Raw genomic sequence first — 16,236 nt, forward strand, 5'->3', positions numbered from 1 at the left:
CGGCGGCGCTAAAAATGCGGCGATTAACCCACGCTGTGTTCCAGGCTGATGGCCAGAAGTTTCTGCGCCTCGACGGCGAACTCCAGCGGCAGCTCGGAGAAAACGTCCTTGCAGAAACCGTTGACGATCATCGAAATGGCGTCATCCTCGCTGATGCCGCGCTGCAGACAGTAGAACAGCTGGTCGTCGCCGATCTTCGAGGTGGTGGCTTCGTGCTCCAGCTGAGCGCTGTTGTTGCGCGCTTCAACGTAAGGGAACGTGTGGGCACCGCTGTCCGGCCCGATCAGCATCGAGTCGCACTGGGTAAAGTTACGGGCGTTTTCCGCCCCCGGCAGGATTTTCACCAGGCCGCGATAGGTGTTCTCGCTGTGGCCGGCGGAGATGCCTTTGGCGATGATGGTCGACTTGGTGTTTTTGCCGATGTGGATCATCTTGGTGCCGGTATCGGCCTGTTGATGGCCGCTGGTCAGCGCCACCGAGAAGAATTCGCCGATCGAATTGTCGCCCTGCAGGATCACGCTCGGGTATTTCCAGGTGATGGCCGAGCCGGTTTCCGACTGGGTCCAGGACATTTTCGAGCCGGCGCCTTCGCACAGCGCGCGCTTGGTGACGAAGTTGAGGATACCGCCCTTGCTCTCGCCGCCGGAGAACCAGTTCTGCACCGTCGAGTATTTCACTTCGGCGTCTTTATGCAGGATCACTTCCACCACCGCCGCGTGCAGCTGATAGCTGTCGCGCACCGGGGCGGAACAGCCCTCGATATAGCTGACGTAGCTACCTTCGTCGGCGATCAGGATGGTGCGCTCGAACTGGCCGGTTTTGGCGGCGTTGATGCGGAAGTAGGTCGACAGTTCCATCGGGCAGCGTACGCCCTTCGGCACATAAACGAAGGTGCCGTCGGAAGCCACCGCGGCGTTCAGCGCGGCGAAGAAGTTATCGTTGGACGACACCACGCGCCCCAGGTACTGACGCACCAGATCCGGGTATTCCTGGATCGCTTCGCCGAACGAGCAGAAGATCACCCCGCTCTCCGCCAGTTTTTCACGGTAAGTGGTAGCGACAGAGACCGAGTCGAAGATGGCGTCCACCGCCACCTCGCTGCCCTCGCGCACCGGCACGCCGAGCTGATTGAACGCCAGCTCCACTTCGCTGGTCAGGTAATCTTTTTCCGTCGCCGCGCCCGGTTGCTGCTCGGCGCCGGGTTGCGAACCGCAGGCGTCGTCGCAGCTGCCGCAGGACGGCGCCGAATAGTAACTGTAGTCCTGGTAGTTCAGACGATCGTAATTGGCCTTCAACCAGTGCGGCTCTTCCATCTGCAGCCAGGCGCGGTAGGCCTCGAGGCGGAATTCCAGCATCCACTCGGGTTCGTTACGCTTGGCCGAGATGGCGCGCACCACCTCTTCGTTGATGCCTTTGGCCAACTCATCGGTTGCCAGCTGGGTGAAGAAACCTTCTTTGTAGCGACCTTCGCTGACCCAAGCCTGCACTTCATTAGGCATTTCTACATTGCTTCGTGTCATGTTGATTGCATCGCTCAAACGCCAAAGCTCTCGCCGCACCCGCAGGCATGCTGAGCTTTAGGGTTGTTAAATTTGAATATCTGATTCAGCCCTTCGCGGACGTAATCTACCGTGGTGCCATCGATGAACGGCATGGCCTTCAGCGGCACATAGAGTTTGGCGCCGTCGCGCTCAAACAGCAGATCGTCATCGGCGGGTTCGCGGGTCAGATCCAGCACATAGGCAAAGCCGGCGCAGCCGGATTGTTTCACCCCTAGCTGCAGCCCTTTCACCTGCGGATCCTGCTGCATCAGTTTGGTTATTTGTCGTACGGCGCTGTCGCTGAGCGAAATGCCTTGCCAGACATTTTCATCCAGAGAAAAAGTGCCGACATTTTCCGTTTGCATAGGGTCTACCTCACACTCGTGTTTGGCCACAGCCAATCTGGGTTGCTTATATGTTAGTGATAACGATTATCACTTCAACCGTTTGTTTTGCGGGGGTATCCGCCGCGAGCGCGGTTTTTCGCTGCGGCGCGCGGCAAGCCAACGGGACACCCGAGGCGGCTTGCGGCGTCTGGCGGCAAGGCGTGCATGCTATCCCTATGAATTTGTTCTCTATCCTGCATCACCGTACCGCACTCCCCGGTGGCCCGTCAGCGTTACAGCGCCGCGGGGTGTTGCCGATCTAAACATTCATAGAAAATACCTATTTCTGCATTCTGTCTGTCGTAAATGTGCGTTTATCGGCATTTCGTGGCGCGGCGCAAGCGCGCACCCTCAGGTTAAAGTTTAGTCGCTCAGGATTAAATTGGGTCGTCGACGGCCTTTTACACCCCCGCGCGATGAAAAAACGCCGCGCCGGGGATTGATCGGCAACGCGGCAGTTTATATGATAATGATTATCATTCAATTGTAATTTGAGCGCGAAGCCAATGACTCTTTCGATCAACGCATGGTTGCTGGGCAAGATTGATGACTACAAATTCAGCGTGCGCGACGCCACGGTGGACTTTTACATGGCCGAAGCGGCGCTGCGGCGCCCGGAATGCAATATCGACCACCTGAAGCGGTACAACAGCGTCAGCCTCACCATGGCCAATCTGTGTCTGGAGAACGGCGACGACGACAGCTACCTGCATGCGCTCAGCAAGCTGCACAACCGGCTGATCGTCGAGATCAACAACCCACAGCGCTGCCAGCTTTTTCGGGTGCAAAGCTACCACTTCGCTCGCCACACGCTGACGCTGATCTGCCAAAAATATGCAATGGAAGGCACCTGGGAGAAGGCAAACGCGTTTCAGAAGGACTTCGTCAAACGCGTGCCGTTTCAGCTGTAAGGCGCAAGGCTCCGCAGGCCGCTCGCCTGCGGAAACCGGCGGGAATCAGTCGATGACCGCCGTGGTCAGACGCGAGGTGCAGCACAGCCGATCGCGCGCGTCGAAGATCTCGATTTGCCACACCTGATGACGGCGGCCAACGTGCAGTGCGCGGCACACCCCGCGCACCTGGCCATCGAACACCGCGCGCAGGTGGTTGGCGTTGATCTCCAGCCCCACCACTTTCTGCTCGCCCTCGCTGCACAGGTAACCGGCCATCGATCCCATCGATTCCGCCAGCACCACCGACGCCCCGCCGTGCAACAGCCCGAACGGCTGCCGGGTGCGGCCATCGACCGGCATGGTGGCCTCGAGGAAATCCTCGCCCAGCTGGGTAAACTCGATGCCCACATGGCTGACCATGCAGCCGTCGCCGGCGCGGTTCAACTGCTCCAGCGATGTTTCACGTTTCCACAATTTCACTCAATCATCTCCAGAAGTGCCTGTAAGGGGTGGCGCACGCCATTGCCCTCGATGCGTTTCACCTGGCTGCGGCAGGAATAGCCGGTCGCCAGGCAGCGCTGCCGCGGCAAACGCTGCAGCGTCGGGTGCCATGATAGCTCATAAATGCCGAGCGAGTTTTGCAGGTTCTTGGCTTCATGGCCGTAAGTGCCCGCCATGCCGCAGCAGCCGACGCTGACGTTCTCCAGTTTGGCGCCGAAGCGCGCGAAGATCGCCGCCCACTGTTGGCCACTGGCCGGCAGCGCGGTGGTTTCGGTACAGTGGCCGAACAGATACCAGGGTTCGCCGGTCGCCGGCTGTTCGGCGCGATCCGCGATCCGCTGCTGCAGCCATTCGTGCACCAGCAGCACCTGGAAATCGCCGCGTTCGGCGCCGAGGATCTCGCGGTATTCGTCGCGGTAGCACAGCACCAGCGCCGGATCGACGCCCACCAGCGGCATGCCGAGCTGCGCCACGCGGTTGAGGAAATCGGCGGTTTTGCGCGCGGTGCGGGCGAACCGCGTCAGGAACCCCTTCACATGCTGCGCCTTGCCGTTCGGCGAGAACGGCAGCAGCACCGGTTTATAGCCGAGCTTCTCCACCAACCGGACAAAGTCCGCCACCACTTTGGCGTCGTAATAGCTGGTGAACGGATCCTGGACGATCAGCACGTGATCTGCGCGCTGCTCGGCGCTCAGCCCTTCCAGCTGCTCCAGCGTCAGCGTGGTCGCGCGGTGGCCGGACAGCTGCTGACGCAGCGTCGGGCTGGACAGCAGCGGCAGATCGACCATGCCGATGGCGTTGCGGCTCATCTCCCGCAGCCACGGCTGGCGGAAGAAGAAGTTGAACACCTTCGGCGCGCGGGCCATCAATGGGGTATAGCTCTCCACGCCGGCGACCATGTAGTCGCTTACCGGGCGCAGATAGCGGGTGTGGTAGAGCTGCAGGAAGCGCGAACGGAATCCCGGCACGTCAATCTTGATTGGGCACTGCGTGGAGCAGGCCTTGCAGGCCAGGCAACCTGACATCGCCTCTTTCACTTCGTGCGAAAAGTCGTACTCGCCCTTGCCGGCGTGCCAGCTGTTGCGGGTCTTCTCGATCAAACCGCGCAGGCTGACTCGCTGCTGCGGCAGCTGTTTCTCCAGCGCCAAAGGATCGACGCCCTGCTCGGCCAACAGACGCAGCCACTCGCGCACCAGCGTCGCCCGCCCTTTCGGTGAATGAATGCGGTTGCCGCTGATCTTCATCGACGGGCACATCGGGCTGCGCACGTCGAAGTTGAAGCACAGGCCGTTGCCGTTACACTCCAGCGCGCCGCGGAACGAGGTACGCACCTCGACCGGGATCTGGCGATCGAAGGTGCCGCGTTTGACCGCGTCCACCTGCATCATTGGCGCATCCACCGCCAGCGGCGCACAGATCTTGCCCGGGTTCAGGCGGTTATCCGGATCGAACGCCGCTTTGATGCGGCGCAGCTCCTCATACAGCTTTTCCCCGAAGAATTCAGGGCTGTATTCCGCGCGGAAACCCTTGCCGTGCTCACCCCACAGCAGGCCGCCGTATTTGGCGGTCAGCGCCACCACCCGATCGGAGATCTGCTTCATCAGCACTTCCTGCTGCGGGTCGCACATATCAAGCGCCGGGCGCACGTGCAGCACCCCGGCGTCGACGTGGCCGAACATGCCATAGCTCAGGTTATGGTCGTCGAGCAGTTGGCGAAATTCGACGATATAGTCCGCCAGGTGTTGCGGCGGCACGCAGGTGTCCTCGGCGAACGGAATCGGCTTGGCGCGCCCTTTGGCGTTGCCCAGCAGCCCGACCGCCTTCTTGCGCATGTTGTAAATGCGCTCGATGCCCGCCAGATCGCCACAGATCTGGTAACCGATCACGCCGCCCTGCCGCTGCGCGATCAATTCGTCCAGCCGTTGACACAGGGTTTCCATCTGGCCGTCGATCAGCGCGCGATCGTCACCGGCGAACTCGACGATGTTCAGCCCGAGCATCTCTTTATCCGGCACGTCGGCGATCAGTTCGTTCACCGAGTGCCAAACGATGTCTTCACGCGCCAGGTTCAGCACCTTGGAATCAATGGTTTCCACCGACAGCGCCTTGGCTTCGACCATAAAGGGCGCATTGCGCAGCGCCGAGTCGAAGGAGTCGTACTTCACGTTGACCAGGCGACGCACTTTCGGCAGCGGCGTGATGTCCAGCCGCGCCTCGGTGATAAACGCCAGCGTGCCTTCGGCGCCGGTCAGGATGCGCGTCAGATCGAAGGTTTGCAGATCGTCGCTCAGCACGTGGCGCAGATCGTAACCGGTGAGGAAGCGATTGAGCTTGGGGAATTTCTCCAGGATCAGCGAGCGCTGCTCGCGGCAGCGGTTCAGCACCGTGCGGTAGATACGCCCTTCGGCGGTCTCGTCCAGAGCAATCGTTTCCGCCAGCGCCGTCGGCATGGCGCGGGTATCGATCATCTCGCCGCCCAGCAGTACCGCCCGCAGGCCCAACACGTGATCGGAGGTTTTGCCGTACACCAGCGAGCCTTGACCGGAGGCGTCGGTATTGATCATGCCGCCCAGGGTGGCGCGGTTGCTGGTGGACAGTTCCGGCGAGAAGAAGTAGCCGAACGGCCGCAGATATTGATTCAGCTGATCCTTGATCACCCCGGCTTCGACTTTTACCCAGCCTTGTTCAACGTTGATCTCCAGAATGCGGTTCATATGGCGCGACATATCGACCACGATGCCGGTATTGAGCGACTGGCCGTTGGTGCCGGTGCCGCCGCCGCGCGGGCTGAAGGTCAGCGCATTGAATCGCTCTTCCCCGGCCAGGCGGGCGATCAGCGCCACGTCGGCGGTGGAACGGGGAAACACCACCGCATCGGGCAACAGCTGATAGATGCTGTTGTCGGTGGCCATCGTCAGCCGGTCGGCATAGCTGGTGGCGGTATCGCCGTTGAATCCGTTTTGCTTCAGTGCTTCCAAAAAGTCGAGCACCCGTTGAACGAGGCCGGGCGCCTGAGAAATCTGTGGGATCATTCGCTTTTTTGACCCTGTCCGTCTATTTTTTATGCGCTGATGTACGCTGAATCGGGCCTTTAATTCAGACCCACCCTATTTTTTAGTGACACTAAAAACTAACATACTCGTTTAGTGAAGGCATTCACATTATTACCGCCCTGCGAACGCCGCCACAGGCGGCCGTCCGGCGGTAATAAACCGACCGACAGGCACCCGATTCGCCGGTGCCAGGGATTTAATTGACCAGGATGAGAAGCCACTGATGCCACTCCCGCAATCGCGTTACGACTTACCGCGAATTATTTTCGGCGTGCTGTTTATCGCCATCATGATCGTCGCCTGTTTTTGGGTGATCCAACCGTTCATTCTCGGCTTCGCTTGGGCGGGAATGGTGGTGATCGCCACCTGGCCGCTGCTGCTCAAACTGCAAAAGCTGCTGTGGGGCCGCCGCTCGCTGGCGGTGCTGGTGATGACCCTGCTGCTGATCCTGCTGTTCATTTTGCCTATCTCTCTGCTGATCAGCAGTGTGGTGGATAACAGCGCGCCGCTGATCGCCTGGGCCAGCTCGCCGGGCAAACTGCATATTCCCGATCTCGCCTGGCTGCAGTCCGTGCCGATGATCGGCGACAGGCTCTATTCCAGCTACCATACGCTGGTTAACGCCGGCGGCGCCGCGCTGCTGGCGAAGGTGCAGCCGTACTTCGGCCAGACCGCTACCTGGTTCGTGGCGCAGGCGGCGCATATCGGCCGTCTGCTGCTGCACTGCGCGCTGATGCTGCTGTTCAGCGCCCTGTTGTATGCGCGCGGCGAGCAGGTGGCGTTGGGCATCCGCCACTTTGCGGTGCGCCTCGGCTCTGCGCGCGGCGATGCGGCGGTGCTGCTGGGCGGCCAGGCGATCCGCGCCGTCGCGCTGGGTGTGGTGGTGACGGCGCTGGTGCAGTCGGTGCTGGGCGGCATCGGTCTGGCGGTGAGCGGCATTCCGGCCGCCACTCTGCTGACGATGCTGATCTTCATCTGCTGCGTGGCGCAATTGGGGCCGCTGCTGGTGCTGGTGCCGGCCATCATCTGGCTGTACTGGCACGGCGATACCACCTGGGGCACCGTGCTGCTGGTCTGGAGCTGCGTGGTGGCTACGCTGGATAACGTGCTGCGCCCGGTGCTGATCCGCATGGGCGCCGATCTGCCGCTGCTGCTGATCCTGTCCGGCGTTATCGGCGGCTTGCTGGCCTTCGGCATGATTGGCCTGTTCATCGGCCCGGTGGTGTTGGCGGTATCTTATCGCCTGCTGACCGCCTGGATGGATGAAGCGCCGGAGCCGACCACCGCGCCGGAGCAAGTCATCGAAGATTTGGAAAAACGCTGATTCCCCTCTTCCGCCCGCATCGTCGGGCGGAACTTTTCATTCCTGCCGTTATTCCTACCCCATTCGAGTAATATCTCCACCCAATATAATGCCGCCATATATTGATTACGGTACCGCGAATGAAAGGTGCAATGTAAATCCCTGTTTGTTGCAAACGGCAAAAAGAGATAACTCCCGCAAATAAAATGTGATGCCGCTATCGATTAGGATGATTCTTAATGACTAGTCGCGTTCAAAAATCTAGTATTATGGCCATCTATTGCTTCAAATCACTGATTTTAAAGCAACCTTTCTGAACAATGTAATGCCATACATGTGAATTGCTGTGTGTAGTCTTTGCCCATCTCCTACGGTGGGCTTTTTTTTTATTCTTTTTTCGTCGAATTGATTATTTTACGCGCCGTTATTTACATTCAGAAATAAAAAGGCCGCAGCGTTAACTGCGGCCCGGCGTTAATGCCTCAGCGATGCCGAGAAATTATTTCTTTTTCGACAAATTGATCCAGGTCTGCACCACGGTGTCCGGATTAAGCGACAGGCTGTCGATGCCCTGCTCCATCAGCCACTCGGCGAAGTCTTCGTGGTCGGACGGGCCTTGGCCGCAGATGCCGACGTATTTACCGTGGCGCTTGGCCGCCTGAATCGCCATCGACAGCAGCGCTTTCACCGCGTCGTTGCGTTCGTCGAACAGCTCCGACACCACGCCGGAATCGCGATCCAGCCCCAGCGCCAACTGGGTCATGTCGTTGGAGCCGATGGAGAAGCCGTCGAAGTGTTCGAGGAACTGATCCGCCAACAGCGCATTGGACGGGATCTCGCACATCATGATCACTTTCAGCCCGTTTTCGCCGCGCTTCAGCCCCTGACGCGCCAGCTCGGCCACCACCGCTTCCGCCTGCGCCACGGTGCGCACGAACGGCACCATGATTTCGACGTTGGTCAGCCCCATTTCGTTACGCACGCGTTTCACCGCCTCGCACTCCAGCGCGAAGCAATCGCGGAAGCTGTCGGCCACGTAGCGGCCGGCGCCGCGGAAGCCCAGCATCGGGTTCTCTTCGTGCGGTTCATACTTGTCGCCACCCACCAGGTTGGCGTACTCGTTGGATTTAAAATCGGACAGGCGCACGATCACGCGCTTCGGCCAGAAGGCGGCGCCCAGCGTCGCGATGCCCTCGGTCAGGCGGCCGACGTAGAACTCGACCGGATGATCGTAACCCTGCATCAGCGCACGAATCTCGTTTTGCAGCGCCGGCGTCTGCTGATCGAACTCCAGCAGCGCACGCGGGTGCACGCCGATCATGCGGTTGATGATAAATTCCAGCCGCGCCAGGCCCACGCCTTCGTTCGGCAAACGCGCAAAGTCGAAGGCGCGATCCGGGTTGCCGACGTTCATCATGATCTTCAGCGGCAGATCCGGCAGCTCGGTCACTTCGGAGCTCTGCACGCTGAAGTCCAGCATATCGCTGTAAACGAAGCCGGTGTCGCCTTCCGCGCAGGAGACGGTGACTTTCTGGCCGTCTTTCAGCACGTCGGTGGCGTGGCCGCAGCCCACCACCGCCGGGATCCCCAGTTCACGGGCGATGATCGCCGCGTGACAGGTACGCCCGCCGCGGTTGGTGACGATCGCGGCGGCCTTCTTCATGATCGGTTCCCAGTCCGGGTCAGTCATGTCGGTGACCAGCACGTCGCCCGGCTGGATGCGATCCATTTCGCTGATGTCGTGGATCACTTTCACCGGACCGGCGCCGATGCGGTGGCCGATGGCGCGGCCTTCCACCAGCACCGGGCTGGAGCCGTTCAGCTGGTAGCGCTCCATGGTCTGTTCGTTGGAGCGCACGGTTTCCGGGCGCGCCTGCACGATCAGCAGCTTGCCGGTATGGCCGTCTTTCGCCCACTCGATATCCATCGGGCGGCCGTAATGTTTTTCGATCAGGATCGCCTGCTGCGCCAGCGCCTGCACTTCGTCATCCGTCAGCGAGAAACGGCTGCGCTGCGCTTCCGGCACGTCTTCGATGCGCACCTGCTTGCCGTGATCCTGCGACGGCGCGTACACCATGCGGATCTTTTTCGAACCCAGGTTGCGGCGCACGATCGCCGGCTTGCCGTTTTGCAGCGTCGGTTTGTGCACGTAGAACTCATCCGGGTTCACTGCGCCCTGCACCACCATTTCACCCAGGCCGAAGGCGGAGGTGATAAACACCACCTGATCAAAGCCGGACTCGGTATCGATGGTGAACATCACACCCGAAGAGGCCAAATCCGAGCGCACCATGCGCTGTACGCCCGCCGACAGCGCCACGCCGCGGTGGTCATAGCCCTGATGCACGCGATAAGAGATGGCGCGGTCGTTGAACAGCGATGCGAACACGTGCTTGATCGCCACCATTACGGCGTCGATGCCCTGCACGTTGAGGAAGGTTTCCTGCTGGCCGGCGAAGGACGCGTCCGGCATGTCTTCCGCCGTGGCGGAGGAGCGCACCGCGAAGGAAGCTTCCGGTTCGCCGTCGGCGAGCTGTTGGTAAGCCTGATGAATTTCGCGTTCGAACTCGGCGTGGAACGGCGTGTCGATCACCCATTGGCGGATCTGGGCGCCGGCCTTGGCCAGTTGTGCAACGTCGTCAACGTCGGTCTGATCCAGTAGCTGATAGATGCGCTGGTTAACACCGCTTTGTTCGAGGAAATCGTTAAACGCCTGTGCGGTGGTGGCAAAACCGTTCGGCACGGCCACGCCCAAATCGGAAAGATTGGTGATCATTTCACCGAGGGAGGCGTTTTTGCCGCCGACACGGTCAACGTCGTGCATGCCAAGCTGGTTGTACCAAAGCACATTACGCAAGTCTGGGCCATTGTTGGACATCGAGACAATCCTTATTGCTATCAGTAGGGTAAAGACGGATTTAATTCGCTTGCTTTACGGCGCCGCTAACACGGAGCCGAATCAGACTAGCACACTGATCCGGGGAAAATGGAAAGGTGAATCGATCAACCCACTGAAGAAAGTGGTTTTTAAGAGAATGTCCTAACCGGCTGATTTGCCTGGGAACCGTTCCCAATCGCACGAAAAGCTTAGTTCTCAACAAATTACGCTCTTTTTAAACTTCTGTTTTAATGACCACGCAAACGCTACCGTTTTTGGTGAAAATAGCGGCAAATTTACGTTTCGGATCGAAAAGCGTCGCTGCGCCGCGATTTTTACCGCCGCCAAAGCGCGCTTTTCTTCACGCGCCGCCGCAAGGCGCTTTACCGCCCCGCCGTCACAATTTTTCCCCTCGCCCCTTTACCGGCGGATCGTCTGCGGCTCATGATATTGACAGTGATGACAGCAGTAACACCGTTTTCAGGTAAGGAGCCTTGGGTGGAAAGAAGCGTTTTTTATATTTCGGATGGTACGGCGATCACCGCCGAAGTGCTGGGACACGCGGTGCTGTCGCAGTTCCCGGTCACGGCGACCACCTATACCCTGCCGTTTGTCGAAACCGAGGCGCGCGCTCGCGCAGTTCGCCAACAAATCGATGATATCTATAATGAAACCGGCGTGCGGCCGCTGGTGTTTTACTCCATCATCTCGCCGGAAGTGCGCGATGTGATCGTGCAGAGCCAGGGCTTCTGCCAGGATATCGTGCAGGCGCTGGTCGGCCCGCTGCAGGGCGAGCTGGAAGTGGAGCCGACGCCGGTGCCGAACCGCACCCACGGTCTGACCGCCAGCAACCTCGGCAAGTACGACGCGCGCATTGCCGCCATCGACTATACGCTGGCGCACGACGACGGCATTTCGCTGCGCAACCTCGATCAGGCGCAGGTGATCCTGCTCGGCGTGTCGCGCTGCGGCAAAACCCCCACCAGCCTTTATCTGGCGATGCAGTTCGGCATCCGCGCCGCCAACTACCCGTTTATCGCCGACGATATGGACAATTTGCACCTGCCGGCCTCGCTGAAACCGTTTCAGCATAAATTATTCGGCCTGACCATCGATCCGGAACGCCTGGCGGCGATCCGCGAGGAACGGCGTGAAAACAGCCGTTACGCTTCATTGCGCCAGTGCCGCATGGAGATCGCCGAAGTCGAGGCGCTGTTCCGCAAAAATCAGATCCGCTACCTCAATACCACCAACTATTCGGTCGAAGAGATCTCCACCAAAATCCTCGACATCCTCGGCATGAGCCGCCGCATGTTCTGACCTTTGCCTCGCGGGGCCGCCGCGCCCCGCCGCCTGCCGTTTATTTCAGCAGCCGCTGATTTTTTTGTGCTTTTTTTCGCGGCTTTGATCAACAGAACACAATCTCTACGGTTGAATTCAGCGCTTTTTGCGTTATTGTGATCGCCATCACTTCCCGGCACTCCTGCCGCAGAGAAGAACAGTTTCCAGGGAACAACATGCACAAAACAGATGAACTGCGGACCGCGCGCATCGACAGCCTCGTCACGCCGCAAGCGTTGGCGGACAAGCTGCCGATCTCGGCGGCCGTCGCCGACAACGTGACCGCGTCACGAAAACGCATTGAGAAAATCCTCACCGGTGAAGACCGCCGCCTGCTGGTGGTGATCGGCCCCTGCTCCATCCACGATCTCGACGCCGCCGTCGATTACGCCGGCCGGTTGAACGCCCTGCGCGAACGCTACCAGGATCGCCTGGAGATCGTGATGCGCACCTATTTCGAAAAACCGCGCACCGTCGTCGGCTGGAAAGGCCTGATATCCGATCCGGCGCTGGACGGCACCTTCCAGGTCAACCGCGGCATCGAAATGGCGCGCCGCCTGCTGCTGGAAGTGAACCAGCTCGGCCTGCCGACCGCCACCGAATTCCTGGACATGGTGGTCGGCCAATACATCGCCGATCTGATCAGCTGGGGTGCCATCGGCGCGCGCACCACCGAAAGCCAGATCCACCGTGAAATGGCCTCGGCGCTCTCCTGCCCGGTCGGCTTTAAAAACGGCACCGACGGCAACACTCGCATCGCCATCGACGCCATTCGCGCGGCGCGCGCCGGGCACATGTTCCTGTCGCCGGACAAACATGGCCAAATGACCATCTACCAGACCAGCGGCAACCCGTACGGCCACATCATCATGCGCGGCGGCAAAACGCCGAACTATCACGCCAGCGACATCGCCGCCGCCTGCGACAGCCTGCGCGAGTTCGATCTGCCGGAACACCTGGTGATCGACTTCAGCCACGGCAACTGCCAGAAAATGCACCGCCGCCAGCTGGAAGTGGCCGACAACGTCTGCCAACAGATCCGCGCCGGCTCCGCCGCCATCACCGGCGTGATGGCGGAAAGCTTCCTGGTGGAAGGCACGCAAAAGATCGTCGCCGGCCAGCCGCTGACCTATGGCCAGTCGATCACCGATCCTTGCCTGAGCTGGTCCGACAGCGAACAGCTGCTGGCGATGCTGGCGGATGCGGTCGATAGCCGTTTCTGACGCAACCTAGGCCGGGGCTTCGCCCCGGCTTTATCCCTCCCGCACCGCTCATCTATACTGATTGCAACCTATTTGCACCCGCCGAAACGCACCTGGAGCCCCGGCATGATTCACTCTCTGTTATCCATCCCCTGCGTCACACTGCAGGGCGAGCAAAAAACGCTGGGCGATTTTCCGGCGCGCGCTTATCTGGTGGTCAACACCGCCAGCAAGTGCGGCTTTACCCCGCAGTACCGCGGGCTGGAAAATTTGTGGCAATACTATCGCGAACGCGGCCTGGTGGTGCTCGGCTTCCCCTGCAACCAGTTTGGTTCTCAGGAGCCGGGCAGCCCGCTGGAGATCGCCAACTTTTGCAGCCTCAACTACGGCGTCAGTTTCCCGCTGTTCAGCAAGATAGACGTTAACGGCCCCGGCGCGCACCCGCTGTTCAATGAGCTGAAACGCCTGGCGCCCGGCATTCTGGGCAGCCGCCGCATCAAATGGAATTTCACCAAGTTCCTGCTCACCGCCGACGGCCAGCGCGTCACGCGCTTTGCGCCGATCACCAAGCCCGAACGCCTGTTTGACCGCATCGAAACCCTGCTGAAATAACCCCCCTTTTTTACGGGCCGGGTACGCTCGGCCCGCCGCCGGATGTCCATTCGACAAAAAGGTTCCATCGGTAAGAAAATTTTCCTTGATGTAACCTTTCCTTCACATGATAATGATTCTCAGTTTGATATTAATTACCATTTAATGGTCTGTTTTATAAGCACAATGATAATGGATACTGCCAACACGCCTACCCCCGCCGCCGCGGCCCCGACCGAGCACAGCGCAAACGCGCCGCCCAGCTACGACAGCGCACAGCTGCTCGGCGCCGACGGCATCGCGTTCATTACCCATCAGGGCCAGCGCTATCAGCTGCGGCAGACCAAAGCCGGGAAATTGATCCTGACCAAATAACCACAGAACCCTCAAACGCCAGCCACCCCGATCTTTTGATCCAGGCAGCCAGCAAATCTATTGATATGTTTTATTACATACGGAGAGTTGCACCATGCCTCTGACATTTTCCACCCGGCTGCGTTTTTCCGCTTTGAGTCTGGCGATTGCCTGCGCTCTGCCTACGGTGGCCTTGGCACAAAACACCAGCACAACATCCTCTTCCAACGCGGCGCCGGCCAAAAAAGCCAAAGCCGCCGACGAGACCATGACCGTGGTCGCCACCGGCAACCAGCGCAGCAGCTTTGAAGCGCCGATGATGGTCACGGTCATCGAAGGCAACTCGCCGGAAAGCCAGACCGCCACTTCGGCCGCCGATATGCTGCGCCGCGTACCGGGCATCACCGTCAACGGCACCGGGCGCAGCAACGGCCAGGACGTGACGATGCGCGGCTACGGAAAAAACGGCGTGCTGACGCTGGTCGACGGCATCCGCCAGGGGACCGATACCGGCCACATCGGCGGCACCTTCCTCGATCCGGCGCTGGTCAAGCGCATTGAAATTGTGCGCGGCCCCTCTGCGTTGCTGTACGGCAGCGGCGCACTGGGCGGCGTTATCGCCTACGAGACCGTTGATGCCGCCGATCTGCTGCTGCCGGGCCAGGATACCGGGTTCCGCGTCTACGGCACCGCCGGCAGCGGCGATCACAGCCTGGGCATGGGCGCCAGCGCCTACGGCAAGACCGATAACCTCGACGGTTTGCTGTCTTTCGGCACTCGCGACGTCGGCGATCTGCGCCAGGGCAACGGCTTCGATGCGCCTAACGACGAAACCATCAGCAACGTGCTGGCCAAAGGCACCTGGAAGATCGACGACAACCAGTCGCTGAGCGGCGATCTGCGCTACTACAACAACAGCGCTCAAGAGCCGAAAAATCCGCAGACGCCGGGCAGCTCGAGCGGCAACCCGATGACCAACCGCTCGACCATCCAGCGCGATGCGGCATTGAGCTATAAACTCAAGCCAGTCGGCCAGGATTGGCTGGACGCCACCGCCAAGTTGTACACCTCGGAAGTCAAAATCAATGCACACAACGCCGGCGCGACCGACGAATTCCGCAAGCAGACCACCAACGGCGGCAAGCTGGAAAACCGCACGCGCCTGTTCGCCGACAGCTTTGCGTCACACCTGCTGACCTACGGCTCCGAGGTCTATGAACAGAAACAGCAGCCGGGCGGCGCCACCACCAGCTTCCCGCAGGCCAAGATCAACTTCGCCTCCGGCTGGCTACAGGATGAAATTACGCTGCGCGACATTCCGATCACCGTGCTGGCAGGCACGCGCTACGACGATTACAAAGGCAGCAGCCAGGGCCACGAAGACGTCAAGGCCGACAAATGGTCGTCCCGCGGAGCCCTGAGCTACTCGCCGACCGACTGGTTGATGCTGTTCGGCTCCTATTCCCAGGCCTTCCGCGCCCCGACCATGGGCGAGATGTACAACGATTCGCGCCACTTCCCCGGCAACTATTGGGTGCCCAATCCTAATCTGCGGCCGGAAACCACCAGCACCACCGAAGCCGGTTTCGGCCTGCGCTTCGACGATCTGCTGCTGACGGATGACAGCCTGCAATTCAAGGCCAGTTACTTCGATACCGACGCCAAAGACTACATCTTCATGTATGTCACTCGCACGCAGACCGCCTCAGCGAATATCTCTCGCGCCAAAATTTGGGGTTGGGACACCTCGCTGAACTATCAGACCAAGTGGTTTAACTGGGATCTGGCTTACAACCGTACACGCGGCAAGGACAAGTCTCGCAATGGCGAGCTGAACGCGAAAAGCGGCGATTGGCTGGCCGACATCAGCCCGGATACCGTTACCAGCTCGCTGGACGTGCCGCTGGGCGAAACCGGCCTGTCCGCCGGCTGGGTTGCCACCTTCGCCGAGCGCGCCAAGCGAGTGCCCGCCACCTACTCGGAACAAGGCGGCTATGGCGTCAACGACTTCTATCTGAGCTACAAGGGCCGCGATCGGCTGCAGGGCATGACCACCACCGTGGTGCTGGGCAACGCCTTCGACAAGGAATATTACTCGCCGCAGGGCGTCCCGCAGGATGGCCGCAACGCCAAACTGCTGGTCAGCTACCAGTGGTAATCATTTGACTATCTGGCGGACAACCCGGTTGTCCG

12 protein-coding genes and 1 other RNA gene are annotated in these 16,236 nt (G+C 60.1%); 8 read left to right on the top strand and 5 right to left on the bottom strand.

Annotated elements, in window-relative coordinates; translation table 11 throughout:
* Positions 1–23: 23 nt before the first annotated feature.
* Positions 24–1,520 (bottom strand): Fe-S cluster assembly protein SufB, encoded by a 1,497-nt coding sequence (gene sufB / locus ACJ8HB_RS00260; RefSeq protein ID WP_047567773.1) that lies wholly within the window; start codon positions 1,518–1,520, stop codon positions 24–26.
* A 14-nt stretch (positions 1,521–1,534) separates the two neighbouring features.
* Complete coding sequence (gene sufA / locus ACJ8HB_RS00265) at positions 1,535–1,906, bottom strand: Fe-S cluster assembly scaffold SufA (protein WP_004931368.1); 372 nt, start codon at positions 1,904–1,906, stop codon at positions 1,535–1,537.
* Between the two features lie 527 nt (positions 1,907–2,433).
* Between sufA and ACJ8HB_RS00270 the strand changes: the two genes are divergently transcribed.
* On the top strand, positions 2,434–2,838 hold the full coding sequence (locus ACJ8HB_RS00270; protein WP_004931369.1) for a hypothetical protein: 405 nt from the start codon (positions 2,434–2,436) through the stop codon (positions 2,836–2,838).
* Positions 2,839–2,883: 45 nt separating this feature from the next.
* On the opposite strand, the gene menI is transcribed toward ACJ8HB_RS00270, so the two are convergent.
* The gene (menI, locus tag ACJ8HB_RS00275) at positions 2,884–3,300 is read right to left on the bottom strand and encodes a 1,4-dihydroxy-2-naphthoyl-CoA hydrolase (RefSeq protein WP_016927938.1); all 417 of its coding nucleotides are present in this window, start codon (positions 3,298–3,300) and stop codon (positions 2,884–2,886) included.
* Entirely contained in the window at positions 3,297–6,353 is a 3,057-nt protein-coding gene (gene ydiJ / locus ACJ8HB_RS00280) for a D-2-hydroxyglutarate dehydrogenase YdiJ (RefSeq protein ID WP_047567777.1), read from the bottom strand. Before ydiJ ends, menI begins: the two co-directional genes overlap by 4 nt.
* A gap of 244 nt (positions 6,354–6,597) precedes the next feature.
* Here ydiJ and ydiK point away from each other — a divergent pair, with 244 nt between their 5' ends.
* Both ydiK and rprA read left to right on the top strand, forming a co-directional pair.
* Entirely contained in the window at positions 6,598–7,698 is a 1,101-nt protein-coding gene (gene ydiK / locus ACJ8HB_RS00285) for an AI-2E family transporter YdiK (RefSeq protein ID WP_047567779.1), read from the top strand.
* A gap of 258 nt (positions 7,699–7,956) precedes the next feature.
* Positions 7,957–8,066: antisense sRNA RprA (rprA, locus tag ACJ8HB_RS00290), an RNA gene on the top strand.
* A gap of 110 nt (positions 8,067–8,176) precedes the next feature.
* Here the strand turns inward: rprA and ppsA are convergent.
* Complete coding sequence (gene ppsA / locus ACJ8HB_RS00295) at positions 8,177–10,555, bottom strand: phosphoenolpyruvate synthase (RefSeq protein ID WP_041034881.1); 2,379 nt, start codon at positions 10,553–10,555, stop codon at positions 8,177–8,179.
* Positions 10,556–11,014: 459 nt separating this feature from the next.
* Here ppsA and ppsR point away from each other — a divergent pair, with 459 nt between their 5' ends.
* The 5 genes from ppsR (at position 11,015) to ACJ8HB_RS00320 (ending at position 16,201) form a co-directional block, all read left to right on the top strand.
* Positions 11,015–11,875, top strand: coding sequence for a posphoenolpyruvate synthetase regulatory kinase/phosphorylase PpsR (gene ppsR / locus ACJ8HB_RS00300; RefSeq protein ID WP_160866759.1), 861 nt, complete (start codon positions 11,015–11,017; stop codon positions 11,873–11,875).
* A gap of 197 nt (positions 11,876–12,072) precedes the next feature.
* Entirely contained in the window at positions 12,073–13,119 is a 1,047-nt protein-coding gene (locus ACJ8HB_RS00305) for a 3-deoxy-7-phosphoheptulonate synthase (protein WP_004931381.1), read from the top strand.
* Positions 13,120–13,224: 105 nt separating this feature from the next.
* Entirely contained in the window at positions 13,225–13,710 is a 486-nt protein-coding gene (locus ACJ8HB_RS00310) for a glutathione peroxidase (RefSeq protein ID WP_038871031.1), read from the top strand.
* Between the two features lie 171 nt (positions 13,711–13,881).
* Positions 13,882–14,064, top strand: coding sequence for a hemin uptake protein HemP (gene hemP, locus ACJ8HB_RS00315; RefSeq protein ID WP_016927944.1), 183 nt, complete (start codon positions 13,882–13,884; stop codon positions 14,062–14,064).
* Between the two features lie 94 nt (positions 14,065–14,158).
* Positions 14,159–16,201, top strand: coding sequence for a TonB-dependent hemoglobin/transferrin/lactoferrin family receptor (locus ACJ8HB_RS00320; RefSeq protein WP_047567785.1), 2,043 nt, complete (start codon positions 14,159–14,161; stop codon positions 16,199–16,201).
* The last annotated feature ends 35 nt before the right edge of the window (positions 16,202–16,236 follow it).

Origin of the sequence: Serratia sp. CY27727 (assembly GCF_052169275.1) — a bacterium.
In the GTDB taxonomy this organism is placed as follows: domain Bacteria; phylum Pseudomonadota; class Gammaproteobacteria; order Enterobacterales; family Enterobacteriaceae; genus Serratia; species Serratia sarumanii.